At 68.6% G+C, this 14,929-nt stretch carries 16 protein-coding genes; 8 read left to right on the top strand and 8 right to left on the bottom strand.

Annotated features, from left to right (window positions below):
* Window positions 1-177 precede the first annotated feature (177 nt).
* The 3 genes from DIE17_RS20415 (at window position 178) to DIE17_RS20405 (ending at window position 3,688) form a co-directional block, all read left to right on the top strand.
* Window positions 178-1,065, top strand: coding sequence for a helix-turn-helix transcriptional regulator (locus tag DIE17_RS20415; RefSeq protein ID WP_124523423.1), 888 nt, complete (start codon window positions 178-180; stop codon window positions 1,063-1,065).
* Window positions 1,066-1,233: 168 nt separating this feature from the next.
* The gene (speB, locus tag DIE17_RS20410; RefSeq protein ID WP_044848300.1) at window positions 1,234-2,184 is read left to right on the top strand and encodes an agmatinase; all 951 of its coding nucleotides are present in this window, start codon (window positions 1,234-1,236) and stop codon (window positions 2,182-2,184) included.
* 22 nt (window positions 2,185-2,206) lie between these two features.
* Window positions 2,207-3,688, top strand: a complete 1,482-nt coding sequence (locus tag DIE17_RS20405) for an aldehyde dehydrogenase family protein (RefSeq protein ID WP_124523425.1) — start codon at window positions 2,207-2,209, stop codon at window positions 3,686-3,688.
* 126 nt (window positions 3,689-3,814) lie between these two features.
* Here DIE17_RS20405 and DIE17_RS20400 read toward each other — a convergent pair whose 3' ends face one another.
* On the bottom strand, window positions 3,815-4,219 hold the full coding sequence (locus DIE17_RS20400) for a nuclear transport factor 2 family protein (RefSeq protein WP_044848063.1): 405 nt from the start codon (window positions 4,217-4,219) through the stop codon (window positions 3,815-3,817).
* Window positions 4,220-4,628: 409 nt separating this feature from the next.
* Here DIE17_RS20400 and DIE17_RS20395 point away from each other — a divergent pair, with 409 nt between their 5' ends.
* On the top strand, window positions 4,629-5,219 hold the full coding sequence (locus DIE17_RS20395) for a GNAT family N-acetyltransferase (protein ID WP_044848062.1): 591 nt from the start codon (window positions 4,629-4,631) through the stop codon (window positions 5,217-5,219).
* 52 nt (window positions 5,220-5,271) lie between these two features.
* Here the strand turns inward: DIE17_RS20395 and tam are convergent, their stop codons facing one another.
* The 4 genes from tam to DIE17_RS20375 form a co-directional block, all read right to left on the bottom strand.
* Window positions 5,272-6,057 carry a trans-aconitate 2-methyltransferase gene (gene tam, locus DIE17_RS20390; protein WP_124487029.1) on the bottom strand — a complete coding sequence of 262 codons (786 nt, stop codon included), beginning with the start codon at window positions 6,055-6,057 and terminating at the stop codon, window positions 5,272-5,274.
* A gap of 120 nt (window positions 6,058-6,177) precedes the next feature.
* Complete coding sequence (locus DIE17_RS20385; RefSeq protein WP_044848060.1) at window positions 6,178-6,612, bottom strand: GNAT family N-acetyltransferase; 435 nt, start codon at window positions 6,610-6,612, stop codon at window positions 6,178-6,180.
* 87 nt (window positions 6,613-6,699) lie between these two features.
* The gene (locus DIE17_RS20380; RefSeq protein WP_124487030.1) at window positions 6,700-6,900 is read right to left on the bottom strand and encodes a hypothetical protein; all 201 of its coding nucleotides are present in this window, start codon (window positions 6,898-6,900) and stop codon (window positions 6,700-6,702) included.
* Window positions 6,901-6,935: 35 nt separating this feature from the next.
* The gene (locus DIE17_RS20375; protein WP_124523427.1) at window positions 6,936-8,255 is read right to left on the bottom strand and encodes a DUF3422 family protein; all 1,320 of its coding nucleotides are present in this window, start codon (window positions 8,253-8,255) and stop codon (window positions 6,936-6,938) included.
* A 161-nt stretch (window positions 8,256-8,416) separates the two neighbouring features.
* On the opposite strand from DIE17_RS20375, the gene DIE17_RS20370 reads away from it, so the two are divergent.
* Window positions 8,417-9,292: a LysR family transcriptional regulator gene (locus DIE17_RS20370; RefSeq protein WP_044848057.1), complete on the top strand. Its 876-nt coding sequence runs from the start codon at window positions 8,417-8,419 to the stop codon at window positions 9,290-9,292.
* Here the strand turns inward: DIE17_RS20370 and DIE17_RS20365 are convergent, their stop codons facing one another.
* From DIE17_RS20365 to DIE17_RS20355, 3 genes are all read right to left on the bottom strand, one after another.
* Window positions 9,293-9,853 carry a hypothetical protein gene (locus DIE17_RS20365; RefSeq protein ID WP_124487032.1) on the bottom strand — a complete coding sequence of 187 codons (561 nt, stop codon included), beginning with the start codon at window positions 9,851-9,853 and terminating at the stop codon, window positions 9,293-9,295.
* A 155-nt stretch (window positions 9,854-10,008) separates the two neighbouring features.
* A complete protein-coding gene (locus tag DIE17_RS20360) occupies window positions 10,009-10,359 on the bottom strand; it encodes a hypothetical protein (protein WP_124487143.1) in 351 nt (116 codons plus the stop codon).
* Between the two features lie 212 nt (window positions 10,360-10,571).
* A complete protein-coding gene (locus DIE17_RS20355; protein WP_044848054.1) occupies window positions 10,572-11,489 on the bottom strand; it encodes a LysR family transcriptional regulator in 918 nt (305 codons plus the stop codon).
* A gap of 326 nt (window positions 11,490-11,815) precedes the next feature.
* Between DIE17_RS20355 and fae the strand changes: the two genes are divergently transcribed.
* Genes fae through DIE17_RS20340 form a run of 3 tightly spaced genes read left to right on the top strand, consistent with a single transcriptional unit; the run spans window position 11,816 to window position 14,894 of the window.
* Window positions 11,816-12,340: a formaldehyde-activating enzyme gene (gene fae / locus DIE17_RS20350; RefSeq protein WP_124520836.1), complete on the top strand. Its 525-nt coding sequence runs from the start codon at window positions 11,816-11,818 to the stop codon at window positions 12,338-12,340.
* Between the two features lie 41 nt (window positions 12,341-12,381).
* On the top strand, window positions 12,382-13,404 hold the full coding sequence (locus DIE17_RS20345; RefSeq protein WP_124523429.1) for an aldo/keto reductase: 1,023 nt from the start codon (window positions 12,382-12,384) through the stop codon (window positions 13,402-13,404).
* 38 nt (window positions 13,405-13,442) lie between these two features.
* Entirely contained in the window at window positions 13,443-14,894 is a 1,452-nt protein-coding gene (locus DIE17_RS20340) for an NAD-dependent succinate-semialdehyde dehydrogenase (protein ID WP_124523431.1), read from the top strand.
* Window positions 14,895-14,929 lie beyond the last annotated feature (35 nt).

Raw genomic sequence — 14,929 nt, 5'->3', positions numbered from 1 at the left:
TGAAAAAAGCAGAGACAAAGTTACTCATTTACACTGCCCCGGTATGCCCCCCTGCGGGGGGGACAAACCGCGTTTTCCGCGGCGCGCAGGGTCGCAGGACTCCGTACCGTATTTCCCCCTAATGACGTTTTTGACTTCGGACGCTAGAATCGCCGCCGCTTTTCACCGGGGAACCGCATGCTGCTCAACGTGAACCCCTTCCACCGCGACACCGACCGCTTCAACGTGTCGTTCAAGGCGCTGGGCGAGCTGATCGAGACGGTCGGCACGCCGCACTTCGTGCCGCGTCTCACGCAACTGCTGAACGACGTCGTGCCGCTCGACGTCGCGCACGTCGAGCGCTCGCGCGTCGACGGCACGATGCCCACCGGCTACCGCTGCGAATGGATCGGCAGCAGCGGCATCGGCACCGCGACCGCCGACATCTCCGACGTGATGACGCTCTACTACGAGCGCTTTCTCGACAGCGACCCGCTGTTCGCGGGGCTGCGCGGCAAGACGGGCACGATGCTGGTCGTGCGCGACATCGCGGCGATCCCGCCCGGCGAATTCCGCCAGCGGCTGTTCGACGACGTGCATATCGCCCATGAATGCGTGCTCGCGCGCGGCACCCGCTATGCGCAGCATTCGATCGCGCTGGAACGCGGCCGCGACCGCCCGCCGTTCACGCTCGCCGAAATGAACCGCTTTCGCAGCATCAGCGACGTGCTGTTCCCGCTGCTCGAGCTGCACGCATCGACCACCGCCGCGCGGCGCATCGCGCACCCGACGCCCGACGTGCATCCGCTCGCGCAGTTCGACGCGCGGATCGCGGCCGACGGCGTGAAGCTGTCGAAGCGCGAATACGAAACCTGCAAGCACCTGATCTCCGGCAAGACCGTGCCGGAAACCGCCGACATCCTCGGCGTGCGCGTCGCGTCGGCCGAGTCGTACGTGAAGCGTGCGTTCGCGAAGCTCGGGGTGCGCACGAAGCGCGAACTGGCTGCGTGGGGCTCGGCCGTGCCGGCGTTTCCTGCGGCCGCAACGCGTGACCACGTAGGCAACGACGGCGACGACGCCGACTGATCCGGTCGCGCCGCCCGCGATCGCCGACTGATCCGGTCGCGCGTCGATGCGGCGCCGCCGTTCGCATCGAGACCCGTCGATGTAAACGTTGCGACTTCAAGATCTTCGCGCCCGCGTTCTCCTCTACCATCGGCCGATCGCTTTTCACCATAAAGAGGAGACGGCCCCATGCACCGCGAACTGAACCAGCCGATGGGCGGCAACGAGATGCCGCGCTTTGGCGGCATCGCCACGATGATGCGCCTGCCGCAGGCCGACACGACCGACGGCCTCGACGTGTGCTTCGTCGGCGTGCCGCTCGACCTCGGCACGTCGAACCGCTCGGGTTCGCGCTTCGGCCCGCGCCAGATCCGCACCGAATCCGTGCTGCTGCGCCCGTACAACATGGCCACGCGCGCGGCGCCGTTCGATTCGCTGCAGGTCGCCGACATCGGCGACGTCGCGACCAACCCGTATGACCTGAAGGATTCGGTGCGCCGCATCGAGCACGCGTATGACGAGATCGTCGCGCACGGCTGCCGGCCGATCACGCTCGGCGGCGACCACACGATCGCGTGGCCGATCCTGCGCGCGCTGCACAGGAAATACGGCAAGGTCGCCGTGGTGCACGTCGACGCGCACGCGGACGTGAACGACACGATGTTCGGCGAGAAGATCGCGCACGGCACGCCGTTCCGCCGCGCGGTGGAAGACGGTCTGCTGCAATGCGACAAGGTCACGCAGATCGGCCTGCGCGGCACCGGCTATCACGCGGACGATTTCGACTGGTGCCGCCAGCAGGGCTTCACCGTCGTGCAGGCGGAGGAATGCTGGAACCGGTCGCTCGCGCCGCTGATGGCGCAGGTGCGCGAACGCGTGGGCGACACGCCGGTGTATCTCAGCTTCGACATCGACGGTCTCGATCCGTCGTTCGCGCCCGGCACCGGCACGCCGGAAATCGGCGGCCTGTCGGTGCAGCAGGGTCTCGAGATCATTCGCGGGATGAAGGGGTTGAACATCGTCGGCGCGGATCTCGTCGAAGTGTCGCCGCCGTACGATCCGACCGGCACCACCGCGCTCGTCGGCGCGAACCTCGCATTCGAGATGCTCTGCGTGATGCCGGGCGTCGCCTACCGCTAATCCGATCGACAGGAACACGTTCATGTCCACCGCCGAGCTTTCCCCTTCCGCCGCGGCCATCGTGCTGCCCGCCGCGCGCATCGCCGGCCAGCCCGTGCGCACGCATTCCGATGAAGCCGGCGCGCCGATCTTCGATGCGTCGACCGGCGCGACGATCGGCTGGCAGGAATTCGCGACGGCCGCGCACGTCGACGCCGCGGTCCGCGCCGCGCGCGACGCGTTCGCCCGCTGGCGCGACACGCCGCCCGCCGAGCGCGGCCGCCTGCTCGCGACGATCGCCGAGCGCGTCGAAGCCGACCGCGAGCGGCTCGCGGCGCTGCAGATGCAGGTGAGCGGCAAGCCGCCGTTCGAGGCCGACGCCGACGTCGGCGACGTCGCCGCGACGTTCGCGTATTACGCGACGCTGTGCGGAAACCCGGCGCTGTTCGAGGCCGAGCCCGTCGCGTTGCCGAGCGACACCGTCGCGGCCGAGCGCTTCCACGACGCGCTCGGCGTCGCCGCGCTGATCGTGCCGTGGAACTTCCCGATGGTCACGACCGCGTGGAAGCTCGCGCCCGCGCTCGCGGCCGGCTGCACGGTCGTGCTGAAGCCGTCCGAACTGACGTCGCCGGCCGAGCACGCGCTGCTCGACCTGATCGCCGAAGCCGGCGTGCCGGACGGCGTCGTCAACGTCGTGAACGGCGGCGCCGAGGTCGGCGCGGCGCTGACCGCGCATCCGCTGATCGACAAGATCTCGTTTACCGGCAGCACGGCCGCCGGCCGCAAGGTCATGCAGGCCGCGGCCGAGGACATGAAGCGCGTGACGCTCGAACTCGGCGGCAAGTCGTCGCTGATCGTGCGCGACGACGCCGATCTCGACGTCGCGGTGTCGCTCGCGGTCGCCGGCGCCTTCACGAACGCGGGCCAGATGTGCTCGGCCACCGCGCGCATCCTCGTGCACGACAGCCTCTATCGCAGCTTCATGGCCGCGTTCGAGACGGCCGTGCGCGCGCTCGTCGTCGCGCCGCCTGCCACCGCGGAGGTCGCGATGGGGCCGATGATCTCGGCCGCGCAACGCACGCGCGTCGAGGCGATGCTCGCGCAAGGCATCGCGGCGGGCGCGCGCGTCGCGTTCAGCGGGCGCGTCGCCGAGGCCGGCGGCAATGGCTTCTTCATGGCGCCCGTCGTGGTCGCGGAGCCGCCCGCCGACAATCTGCTGTGGACCGACGAGGTGTTCGGCCCGGTCGCGTGCGTGAAGTCGTTCCGCACCGACGACGAGGCGATCGCGCTCGCGAACGACACGCGCTACGGGCTCGTCGCGACCGTCGTGACGCGCGACGCGGAAATCGCGAAGCAGTTTCAGGCACGCGTGCGTGCCGGACTCGTGTGGATCAACGCGCCGCAACTCATCTACCCGCATGTGTGCTGGGGCGGCTTCGGGCTCAGCGGAATCGGCCGCGAACTCGGCGTGACGGGCCTGCGCAGCTACCAGGAACTGCGCCACGCGATGCGCGCGATCGATTGACCTGCGCGGCCGTTCAGGCCGCCTGCGACACCGTGCCCGGCGGGCCGGCGCGGCACCGCGGGCCATGCCGGCCGCGCGGGATGCCGAAGCCGCCGGGCACAGCGGCCCGGCGCATCTTCGGCACCGTCACCGTCGATGCGCGGCCGCTTCGGCCTCCGTATCGTGATACTCGACGAACGCCGCGATCTTCCCGCTTTCGATCGTGAGCAGGTGCACCCAGTCGTCCTCGTAAGTGCGCCCGGTCGAATGGACACGCCAGCGTTGCGTGCCGAGCACGACGACCCGGTTGCCGCTCGCGATGAACTCGAGCGGCTCGAAGCGTTCCGCGGTCTGCGTCGACGCAAGCGCCGCGAAGAACGCCGCGACCGCCTGCGGCCCATGTCGTCTGCCGACGAACGGAACGACGTCGGCCGGCCCCGGGATGAACCAGTCGACGCTGTCGGACAGCGTCTGCAGAATGCCCTCGATATCCGCGCGGCCGAACGCCGCGTATGCCTGCTGCACGAGTTGCACGTTGTCTTGTTCGCTCATCGCCCCCTCCCGTCATCGCAGGTTCGCCGCGTCGCGGCGCGGAATTCCGGCCGCGGACAATTCAGCATAGTCGAACCGCGAGGCGGCCCCCATGAGGGTCTCCGGCAATCGGGCCGTGTGGATTCCGTATGAGCAATCCGTTGCGTGGTCGCATCGCCCTGCCAAATGAAGCAATGCGCCGACGAATACGCGGCATGGCCGGGATCGGCGCTCCGCCACGAGACGAGATGCGGATGAGTCCGCGCCGATATCCCGCATAATCGGGCGTTGAGCGCCGCCGCGGGAAGAGACATCGTGCGAGCGCATCAATTCAAAACAGGAACGGGTGCGATCCGGCTCTCGCTGCAAGGCGCCGCCGCCCGCCCCGGGGGAAGACCAGGCAATCCCGCTGAAGACAGGACACCGACACATGGACCGAGCCGAGCACATCAGCATCGAACAGGCGGTCGATCTGCCCGCCGACGAACTGAACGGATGCGACTTTTCGTTCGAGATCGCGTGGGAGCTGAATGCGCCGTACCAGGATCTGCTCGATTTGCGCGCGCTGCCCGTGCAGCGCAAGGACTACGGCTTCGATCCGGCCGGCTGGGCGCGCGAGGCGTCCGGCGGCACCGCGCTGTTCCGCGCGAGCGCGGGCGGGCGCCTCGCGGGATTCGTCGCGATCACCGAAAGCTGGAACGGGATGGCCGAGATCGCGGAACTCGCGGTCGATCGCAGCTGCCGGCGGCAGGGGATCGGCCAGTTCCTGCTCGCGGCCGCGGAAGCGTGGGCGCGCAGCCGCGGGTTCGGCTTCATGCGGCTCGAAACGCAGGCGAACAACGTCGCGGCCTGCTGCACGTACGCGCGGGCGGGCTTCGTCGTGGGCGGCCACGACCGCTTCCTGTACGCCGACGGCGCGAACGACGGGGAAGTCGCCCTCTTCTGGTACAAGGATCTGCGCGACGGGCAAAGCGCGAAGAGCCGGACGGTCGATCCGGAATCGATGCGGCCGCTGTCCTGACCGACGGCCCACCGCCGCCCGCTCCGGTCCTGCTTGCGCCTTTGCTTGCGCCTTACTTCCGCGTCGCGACGATGAACAGGCGCGGGAACGGCAGCAGCACGGTGCCGTCGTCGAGCGACGGGTAGCCATCCGGACCGGCGAGCGCATCGCGATAGCGCGCGACGAACGCGTCGCGTTCGCCTTCATCGAGTGCCGCGAGGAACGGCCGCAGCGCGCTGCCCTTGAACCATTCGACGACCGCGTCGGCGCCGCCGCGCAGCGGATGGTAGTAGGTCGTGCGCCAGACATCCACCCGCGAACACGACGGCGACAGCAGCGCGTAGTAATACCGCGCGTCGAACCGCTCGGTGCGCGCCGCGCCTTTGAGCTTGTCCGCCCAGGGCCCGCCCGCGGCGACCGCGCGCATCAGCCGGTGCGCGGGTTCGTCGAGGTTGTCGGGCATCTGCACCGCGAGATGGCCGCCCGGCGCGAGCCGGCCGACGAGCGACGGAAACAGCGTGTCGTGCGCCGGCACCCATTGCAGCACCGCGTTCGACAGGATCAGGTCGTAGCCGCCCGGATCATCCCACGTGGAGACATCCGCGAGATCGAAACGCAGCGCGGGCAGGCGCTTGCGCGCGGCCGCGATCATGTCCGGCGACGCGTCGATCCCGCGCACCGTCGCGTCGGGTGCACGCGCGATCAGCGCTTCGGTCGAATTGCCGGGCCCGCAGCCGATGTCGAGCGCGGTATGGATCGGCGTGTCCGGCACGGCGGCCAGCAGGTCGCGGACAGGCCGCGTGCGTTCGTCTTCGAATCGCACGTACTGTCTGGCGTATTGATCGAGTGGCGTTGTCACGATATGCCTCCGGGTCGGCGTGGACGGCGTCGCGCTACCCGTTGCCGTCGATGCAGCACATGCTGCGATCCCGCCGGTCTTCGGTAGCGACGCCGGCGCGGTGACGTCAGGCTACCTCGCTCAAAGCGTCTTGACCATGAACACGCGCGCCGTCCCTTCCGGCTCGCACGGCACCTCGCCGAACGCCTCGTAACCGTGCTTCCGGTAGAAGTCCGGCGCCTGGAACGTAATCGTGTACAGCACCGCGCGGGCACACCCGCGCCGCTTCGCTTCCGCTTCGGCCTCGCGCAGCAGCCGGCTGCCGAAACCGCCGCCACGCAGCGATTCCGGCAGGTAAAAGAGGTCGATGAAGAAGAGGCCCAGCGACGTCCGGCCGGTGAGGCCGCCCACGACCTCGCCGGTCGCGGGATCGGTCACGTAGACGTCGAGCGCCGCCGTGTCGGATCGGCCCGTCATCGCGTGGTTGAACTCGCCGAGCTTGCGGCTGATGAGGTCGCGTGCGGCCGGCTGCTCGATGTCGGTCAGTTGAAGCGAAACGGCGGGATGCGCGTTCATGGCGTGAAGGTGTACGTGAAGGGGCCGCCGGGCCTGCAGCGCCCACGGCGGACGTCGTGAATCGACGCGGCGCGGAACGACCAGGCGTCAGTTGTACCCGAGAATCGCCACCGCCGCGACATCCGGCCGATCGATCGTGCTGCCGACGAGCGACGTCATCGGCTCCTGCAGCACGGCCTGATACGACGTCACGCGCACCTCTTCCGGCGCGCCGGCGTCATCCCGAACGGGTTCGTCGAATGCGTCGTAGCCAGTGAAAAAACCCGCTTGCGATTGCGTAAAAGTCATCTCCACTCCTTTCGATATGTCGTCGATGTTCTGATTCAATTTGCCTGTTTCAACGCCGCCGCTTGCACGGTTGCGCCGCCATGCGCGGCCTCCGACCGCGCGAGCTGCGCGCGCGTGCGCCGCGTGATGTGAATCACCGCGAACACGACCGGCGCGATCAACAGGCCTTCCGCGAGTTCGGGATCGACCGGCAGGTTCATCACGTGCAGCGCCTTGAACGCCGCGGTCGCGAGCGACAGCACGTAGTACGAAATGGCCGCCACCGACAGCCCTTCGACCGCATGCTGCAGATGCAGCTGGTTGCGCGCGGTGCGCTCCATGCCCGCCAGCAGGCGCGTGACGTCCTTTTCCTGCGCGAGATTCACACGCGTGCGCAGCAGGTCGACCGCGCGGGCGATCCGCGCGGCGATCTGCTCGTGACGCGCCCACACGCTGCGGCAGGTTTCCATCGCCGGCGCGAAGCGCCGCTCCATGAACTCCGCGATCGTCGGCATCCCTTCGATGCGCTCCTCGCGCAGCTCGTGGATGCGCGCCAGCACGAGCTTTTCGTAAGCACGCGACGCGCTGAAGCGGCCGCCGGACCCCGACAGCGCTTCGACCCGCACCGCGAGATGCGTGAGCTTCACGAGCAAGGCCGCGTCGTCGCCGTCGGCGCCGCCCGCGTCCATCCGCTGCATCAGCGCATGCAGCGCAGCGTGGATCTCGTCGAGCTCGCGGCTCATCCGCCGTGCGACCGGCAACGCGAGCAGCGCCATCATCCGGTACGTCTCGATTTCATGGAGGCGTTGCAGCAGGCGGCCGCCCTGCTCCTCGCGGAAATCCTCGTCGACGACGAGAAAGCGCATGAAGCCGTCGTCGCGCACATGCCAGTCGCAGTACACCTTGCCGCCGCCGAGCACGTTGCTGCCGACGAGCGCGGGCCCGTCGATCCAGCGGCGCAGGTCGCCGCACACGAGCCGCGCGGCATCGCCCGACAGCAACTCCATGCGCACCGCGACGAAGCGGATGCCCGCGAGCCGTGCGAACCAGGCGGCCGGAATCCCTTCGATCGCGAGATCGTCGAAATAACCGGTGTCGCGGCGCGGCGCGACGAACGTGAAGGTCGAGAATTCGGTGTGGCGCTCCCACTTCAGGTACCAGCCGCCCGGCGATTGCACCGCGTAGTGGGTCGCGCCGTCCTGCGGCGCGGCAATGCCGGTGTCGCGGCACAGCGCGTGCAGCAGCGTTTCGTGGATGTCGGGCTGGCCGTCCGCGTAGATCGCGTAGTGCGTGAGCGACACGGCTTCGGCGAGCCGCAGGAACGGCCGCGCATGCAATTCCGCGGCCAGTGCGGCACGCAATGGATGATCCATCATCGGTACACCACTCTTCCCTGTTCGGCGCTGCGTGCCGGGCACGCCGGCGTGATCGCCGCACCGCATCGAACGATGCGGCCGGCTCGATGCCACTATGGCAGACACACAGCGACAATAAAAACGCATAATGCTGATCGTTACGTTCAGTTTTCCTGATACCGATGAAGATGCTCGATCACGACGTGCTGGCCACCGTCGTCGCCGTCGCGGAAACCGGCAACATGACCCGCGCCGCCGAAGCGGTGAACCGCTCGCAATCGGCCGTGAGCATGCAGATCAAGAGCCTGGAAGACGCGATCGGCCGGCCGCTGTTCGTGCGCAAGCCGCGCAGCATCGTGCTGACGCGCGAAGGCGAGGTGCTGCTGGGATTCGCCAGACGAATGCTGGCGCTGCGCGACGAGGCGTGGGCGGCCGTGGTGCGGCCGGAAGTGACGGGTAAGGTGGTCATCGGCGTGCCGGACGACTATGCGTCGTCGCTGCTGCCGTCGGTGCTGAAGAAATTTTCGGCGACCTATCCGAAGGTCGAGATCCAGGTGATCGGGCTGCCGAGCAGCGCGCTCGCGCCGCTCCTGAAGGACGGCACGGTCGATCTCGTGTGCGGCACGCGCATCAAGGGGCTGTCCGGCGACTTCATCCGCCACGAGCCGATGGCGTGGGCCGCGATGACGAACGGGCCGCGCGTATGGGAAGAACGGCCGCTGCCGATCGCGGTGTTCATGCCGGGCAGCGTCGCGCGCGAGAACGCGATCCGCAGCCTCGAACGCGCGAAGCTGCCGTTCCGCACTTCGTATGAAAGCCCGAGCCTGCTCGGTCTGCTCAGCATGGTCGAGGCCGGCCTCGCGGTCGCGCCGCTCGCGCGCTGCGCGATTCCCGCGCAACTGTCGATGCTCGGCCGCTCGCACGGGCTGCCCGATTTGCCGCCGCTCGAACTGATCCTCGCGCGCAGCACGAAATCGAAGCGCCCGCCGTGCGACTTTCTCGCGGAACAGCTGATGGAAGACCTGCAGCGGCAAACCGGGCAGACCGGCGACGCGTGATCAGCGTGTCGCGCCGAACCCGGCCGCGCCCAGCGCCGCATTGACGTTCGCGGCCACCCGATCGACGAGCGCTTCCAGCGTATCGCCGCATACCTGCGCGTGTTCCGGCGCGACGTGCTCCGCGCGTTGCCAGCCCCACTGCGCGCCCGGCACGACCGACAGCGTCGCGCCGAAGCGGTTGCCATGGCGGCGGCCGAAAGTGCTCACGCGCCGCCCGGCCACGTAGTCCTGCTCGGGCAGGCAGAGCCGGATCTCGACCGCGACCTGGTCGCGATCGTTGACGCGCGCGGCGGGGCTCACCGACGCTGCGAACACCTTGCCGATCCGCCAGGTCACGAAGCTCTCCCAGGCCTCGAGCGGCCCGCCGGCCGCGTCGACCCGCTCGGTGTCCACCGACCACTGGTGCCGGTCGGGCACGACGATCGCCTGATGCAGCAGCATTTCGGCCACGCGCACCGTCGTCACGAGCTGACGCGCGAGTTGCTGGCCGGACGGCAGCGACGCCGTCCGTAACCGGCTGCTCGTCGGCCGCGCGACAGGTACGGCTTCCAATAGATCCATGACTCCTCCGTATTCGTGATCGGCGCCGCGCACGCAGCATCGCGCGCCGGTTCGCCGCCTGCGGGCGGGCGACACGGCGACCGGCGATCGGGCGGCGGATCGGACAAGCCATCAAGGAACGAACGACAACCCACGAGCAACAACCGTTCCCGGCTTCACCGTGGGCTCGGCCCGACATGCAACCGGCGCGCGACCGGCCCGATCACCGCATCGGCCTGCTGCGCGATCAGCATGTGCAGGGTGAAATCCAGGTCTTCCGGCGCGATGTCGAAGTGCACGTGGACCACGTCGCGCACGGCACGCGCGCTGACGACATACACGCCGAGCGGGGAATGCAGCAGCGCCGCGAGCCGGGCGTGCGCGCGTTCGCCGGAATCGGCCGTCAAGGTGACGGGCAACTGCAGGCGCGGGCGCGGCGCCGGGAACGGAATGACATTGCTGGGTGCGCCGGCGCGCAACGGGCGGCCGGCGACATCGCAGGCGGGAACGGGATGAATGAAGGTCATGGAGCGGACGGAGGCCGTCCCGGCTGTTCGACACGTCCCCAGCTTAGAAGAGACCGGATAAACGTCGTGCAAAAAACCGGGCCGCCCGTGCAAAAAACGGCACGGGGGACATAACACGACACCGAGCTGCGGCGGGCCGCGCGATCGTCATGCGCGCGTTGCGGCCGCGCGCCGCGGTTCGCGTCAATCTCACCCGCGTTTGCGCCGCCCCGCTAAGCGAACGCTTCGAGCGACGCGCGCCGCCGCTCGTCGACCATCGATTCGATCAGCGAAACCAGATCGTCGGTCAGCGGATCGCAGATGCCCGGCGAGCGATGCAGTTCGAGATCGGCCGCCGGCAGCGGCGGCAGCCCGTCCGTCTCGTCGAGCACGCGCCAGTTCTCGGGCAGCGTGCAGCGGTCGATCATCGTCACGGCCGCGCCGTGGTTCACCGCGATCTTGATGCCGGTCGGGCTCTGGCTCGTATAAACGACGTGATACGGCCGCTCGGCCGTCGCGAGTGCCTGCAGCCCGCGCTGCCGGTAGCAGCACGTCTCCGGAAACAGCGCGAGCGGCACCGACGCCTGCGGGCCGAGCGCGAAATCGCGGTGCGCGGCCCACACGACCTCGTGCCGGCCGAGCAGCCGCCCGCCCGCGTTCGGCCCGTGCCGCACGACGAGCGCGACGTCGAGCTCGCCGGCCTGCAGCCGTTCGAGCAGTTCGAGCGAGGTGCGGCAATGCACGTGGAAGCGCGCGCCCGGCCGCATCGCATAGAACGACTTCAGCAGGTCGGGCAGCCACAGCTCCGCATAGTCCTCGGGCAGCCCGAAGCGCACGACGCCGCGGTCGCTGCTCGCCTGCTTCAGCGCAAGGATCGCGTCGTTCTGCACCTGGATGATGCGGCGCGCATGGATCAGGAAATTCTCGCCGTCGCGCGACAGTTCGAGCCGCCGGCTGTTGCGCATGAACAGGTGCGTGTCGAGCCGCTCCTCGAGCGTGCGGATGCGCAGGCTGATCGTCGATTGCGTGCGATGCAGTTGCCGGGCCGCAGCGGTGAAGCCGCCGCTCTCGACGACGGCGACGAATGCGCGGATCAGCTCGGGATCGAGCGAACTGAGCTTCGACCAATCGGGCCTTTGAATGGCAGCCATCGGAATTACTCGCTTTCGAAAAAAGAAGGGAAGACGAAAGATAGGGCTCGGAGCACGCCGATTGTTGTCCGGAAGCGCCCGGCCCTCCAACCCCTGCCCGGGTATGACAAACCCGGAGCCGGTTCGCGAATGCCCACCCGCCGACCACGCCCCGCCCGCCGTCACGACGCCGGCCGAGGCCCGCCCGGCGGGCCTCCGCGCGCCGGGCCCAGGGCATTCCCGGAGACGACGAAAACTCATAGCCCGATCAGAAAACATCGATTCACCGGCCGCGCCGCGGCCCACCACAATCGCCTCACTCCCAACCTAATCGACGAGACACCGCAATGACCGCATCTCAACCCAGGCAGCTTTACATCGGCGAAGGCTTCGAAGGCCCCGGCGTCAACCTCGCGCACATCAACGTGCTGGTCGGCCCGCGCAACGGCCCGGCGGGCCAGGCGTTCGCCACGGCCCTCGCGACGCCGTCGGCCGGCCATGCGCCGTTCGTCGTGATCGCGCAGCCGGGCGTGCCGACCAAGCCGCTCACGCTGTACGTCAACAAGGCGCAGATCGCCAACGATTTCCACGGCAACGCCACGTGGGGCGCGTCGCAGGCCGGCATCGCGAAGGCCGTGGCCGAAGCGCTCGAGAACGGCACGCTGCCGCCCGAGGCGGAAAACGACTGGGTCGTCGTGTCGGCGAACTGGGTGAACCCGCAGACCGACGATCTCGATGCCGTGTTCGAGAACAACTATCGCGCGTGCCGCAACGCGATCGTCGCCGCGATGGAAGGGCTGCCGCATCGCGATGCGGTGTTCGCCGCCGCGCGCGACGTGTCGAACCCGTTCTACACCCCGAAGAAAAACTGACGACGACAAGCGGCCGACACAAGGCCGCACCTGGAGGAAACATGGAATACGTCCGCCTCGGCCAGTCCGGCCTGAAGGTGTCCCGCCTGTGTCTCGGCACGATGAACATGGGCACCCCCGAATGGAAGCCCTGGATCTTCGACGAAGCGCAGAGCGAGCCGATCGTGCGCCGCGCGCTCGACGCCGGCGTCAACTTCATCGATCTCGCGGACTTCTATTCGACGGGCGTCGGCGAGGAAGTGGTCGGTCGCATCCTGAAGCGCAACGCGCGCCGCGAGGAGCTCGTCGTGACGACCAAGGTCGGCTACGACATGGGCAGTTATCCGAACGCGGGCGGCCATTCGCGCAAGCACGTGCTCGACGGCATCGACGGGTCGCTGAAGCGGCTCGGGATGGATTACGTCGACATCTTCATGCTGCACTTCTTCGACGTGAACACGCCCGTCGAGGAAACCATGAGCGCGCTGCACGACATCGTGCGCGCGGGCAAGGCGCGCTATATCGGCGTGTCGACGATGTACACGTGGCAGTTCGCGAAAATCATGCAGGCCTGCGAACGAAACGGCTGGGACAAGCCGATCAACATGCAGCTGCAGCTGAACCTCGCGTATCGCGAGGAAGAGCGCGAGATGGTGCCGTACTGCATCGACCAGGGCGTCGGCGTGTCGGTGTTCAGCCCGCTCGCGCGCGGCCTGCTGACCTGCGAGCCGCAATCCACGCGCAACCAGACCGACTTCTTCACCGCGCAGATGTATGGCGACGCTGCGTCGCTCGCGATCGCGGAATCGGTCGCGAAGGTCGCGAAGCGCCGCGGCGTAGCGCCCGCTCAGATCGCGCAGGCGTGGGTGCTGAGCCGCCCCGGCGTCGCGAGCATGCTGGTCGGCGCGGATTCCGTCGCGCAGTTCGACAGCGCGCTCGGCGCGCTCGAAACGCAGCTCACCGAGGAAGAACTGCACGAACTGGAACGCAACTACACGCCGTGCGACCTGATCAACGACTACACGGCCGGCAAGCGCATCGCGCGCGCGTCGCGTCCGGCGCAGGGCAGCTTCGCAACGGACTGAAGGGCTGCGGCTCCGATGCACTGAAGGAACGACACACCATGAACGAATTTCTGAGGACCGGCCATTACATCGGCGGCGAATGGCACGAATCGCATGGCGCGAGCGATGCGACCTATCCGGTGCTGAACCCCGCGACCGGCGAGACGATCGCGAAAGTCGCGAAAGGCGGCGCCGACGACACGCAGCGCGCCATCGACGCGGCCGCGCACGCGTTTCCTGCGTGGCGCGCGCTGACCGCGAAGGAGCGCGGCGCACGCGTGAAGCGCTGGGGCAAGCTGATGCTCGAGCATCGCGATGCGCTCGCCGAGCTGCTGACGCGCGAGCAAGGCAAGCCGCTCGCGGAAGCGCGCGGCGAAGTCGCGTACGCGGCGAGCTTTCTCGAATGGTTCGCGGAAGAAGCGAAGCGCATGTACGGCGACGTGATCCCGAGCCCGAAGCCGGATTCGCAGATCGTGGTCACGCGCGAGCCGGTCGGCGTCGTCGCGGCGATCACGCCGTGGAACTTCCCGCTCGCGATGATCACGCGCAAGGCCGGCCCCGCGCTCGCGGCCGGCTGCACGATGGTGCTGAAGCCGTCCGAGGAAACGCCGCTGTCGGCGTTCGCGCTCGCAGTGCTGGCCGAGCGCGCGGGCGTGCCGGCCGGCGTGTTCAACGTCGTGTCGGGCGACGCGGTCGCGATCGGCGAGACGCTGACGAGCTCGTCCGTCGTGCGCAAGCTGTCGTTCACGGGCTCGACGCGGGTCGGCAAGCTGCTCGCGAAGCAGTCGGCCGACACGCTGAAGAAGCTGTCGCTCGAACTCGGCGGCAACGCGCCGTTCATCGTGTTCGACGATGCCGATCTCGATGCGGCGGTCACGGGCGCGATCGCGTCGAAGTTCCGCAACACGGGCCAGACCTGCGTATGCGTGAACCGCTTTCTCGTGCAGGACGGCGTGTACGACGCGTTCACGCGCAAGCTGGCGGACGCCGTGCGCACGCTACGCGTCGGCAACGCGCTCGCCGGTGAGGTCGACCAGGGGCCGCTGATCAACGAGGCGGCGCTCGGCAAGGTCGAGCGGCACGTGGCCGATGCAACCGCGAAGGGCGCGCACGCGCTCACCGGCGGCAAGCGCCACGCGCTCGGCGGCACGTTCTACGAGCCGACCGTGCTGACCGGCATGACGGCCGACATGCTGATCGCCGAAGAGGAAACCTTCGGTCCCGTCGCCGGCTGCTTCCGCTTCACGACCGAGGAAGAGGCCGTCGCCGCGGCCAACGACACGCCGTTCGGGCTGTCCGCGTACTTCTACACGCGCGACCTCGGCCGCGCGTGGCGCGTGTCGGGTGCGCTCGAGAGCGGGATGGTCGGCGTCAACGACGGGATCATCTCGACCGAAGTCGCGCCGTTCGGCGGCGTCAAGCAATCGGGGCTCGGCCGCGAAGGCTCGAAGTACGGCCTCGACGAATACGTGGAACTCAAGTACACGCTGATGGCCGGCCTCGGCCGCTGACCGCTCCCCGCGGTCGACCCGCGCCGCGCGCCGCC

Origin of the sequence: Burkholderia sp. Bp9099 (assembly GCF_003857805.1) — a bacterium.
Lineage (GTDB): Bacteria > Pseudomonadota > Gammaproteobacteria > Burkholderiales > Burkholderiaceae > Burkholderia.
Note: the sequence above shows the minus strand (reverse complement) of the source record. Positions and strands in the feature narration are given on the sequence as shown.

Excerpts from the sequence above, each read along its gene's own strand:
- DIE17_RS20360 (WP_124487143.1), bottom strand. The coding sequence starts at position 10,359 with ATGACCTTCATTCATCCCGTTCCCGCCTGCGATGTCGCCGGCCGCCCG.
- DIE17_RS20380 (WP_124487030.1), bottom strand. The coding sequence starts at position 6,900 with ATGACTTTTACGCAATCGCAAGCGGGTTTTTTCACTGGCTACGACGCA.
- DIE17_RS20405 (WP_124523425.1), top strand. The coding sequence starts at position 2,207 with ATGTCCACCGCCGAGCTTTCCCCTTCCGCCGCGGCCATCGTGCTGCCC.
- DIE17_RS20370 (WP_044848057.1), top strand. The coding sequence starts at position 8,417 with ATGAAGATGCTCGATCACGACGTGCTGGCCACCGTCGTCGCCGTCGCG.
- DIE17_RS20415 (WP_124523423.1), top strand. The coding sequence starts at position 178 with ATGCTGCTCAACGTGAACCCCTTCCACCGCGACACCGACCGCTTCAAC.
- DIE17_RS20400 (WP_044848063.1), bottom strand. The coding sequence starts at position 4,219 with ATGAGCGAACAAGACAACGTGCAACTCGTGCAGCAGGCATACGCGGCG.
- DIE17_RS20375 (WP_124523427.1), bottom strand. The coding sequence starts at position 8,255 with ATGATGGATCATCCATTGCGTGCCGCACTGGCCGCGGAATTGCATGCG.
- fae (WP_124520836.1), top strand. The coding sequence starts at position 11,816 with ATGACCGCATCTCAACCCAGGCAGCTTTACATCGGCGAAGGCTTCGAA.
- DIE17_RS20395 (WP_044848062.1), top strand. The coding sequence starts at position 4,629 with ATGGACCGAGCCGAGCACATCAGCATCGAACAGGCGGTCGATCTGCCC.
- DIE17_RS20355 (WP_044848054.1), bottom strand. The coding sequence starts at position 11,489 with ATGGCTGCCATTCAAAGGCCCGATTGGTCGAAGCTCAGTTCGCTCGAT.
- DIE17_RS20385 (WP_044848060.1), bottom strand. The coding sequence starts at position 6,612 with ATGAACGCGCATCCCGCCGTTTCGCTTCAACTGACCGACATCGAGCAG.
- DIE17_RS20365 (WP_124487032.1), bottom strand. The coding sequence starts at position 9,853 with ATGGATCTATTGGAAGCCGTACCTGTCGCGCGGCCGACGAGCAGCCGG.
- DIE17_RS20345 (WP_124523429.1), top strand. The coding sequence starts at position 12,382 with ATGGAATACGTCCGCCTCGGCCAGTCCGGCCTGAAGGTGTCCCGCCTG.
- DIE17_RS20340 (WP_124523431.1), top strand. The coding sequence starts at position 13,443 with ATGAACGAATTTCTGAGGACCGGCCATTACATCGGCGGCGAATGGCAC.
- speB (WP_044848300.1), top strand. The coding sequence starts at position 1,234 with ATGCACCGCGAACTGAACCAGCCGATGGGCGGCAACGAGATGCCGCGC.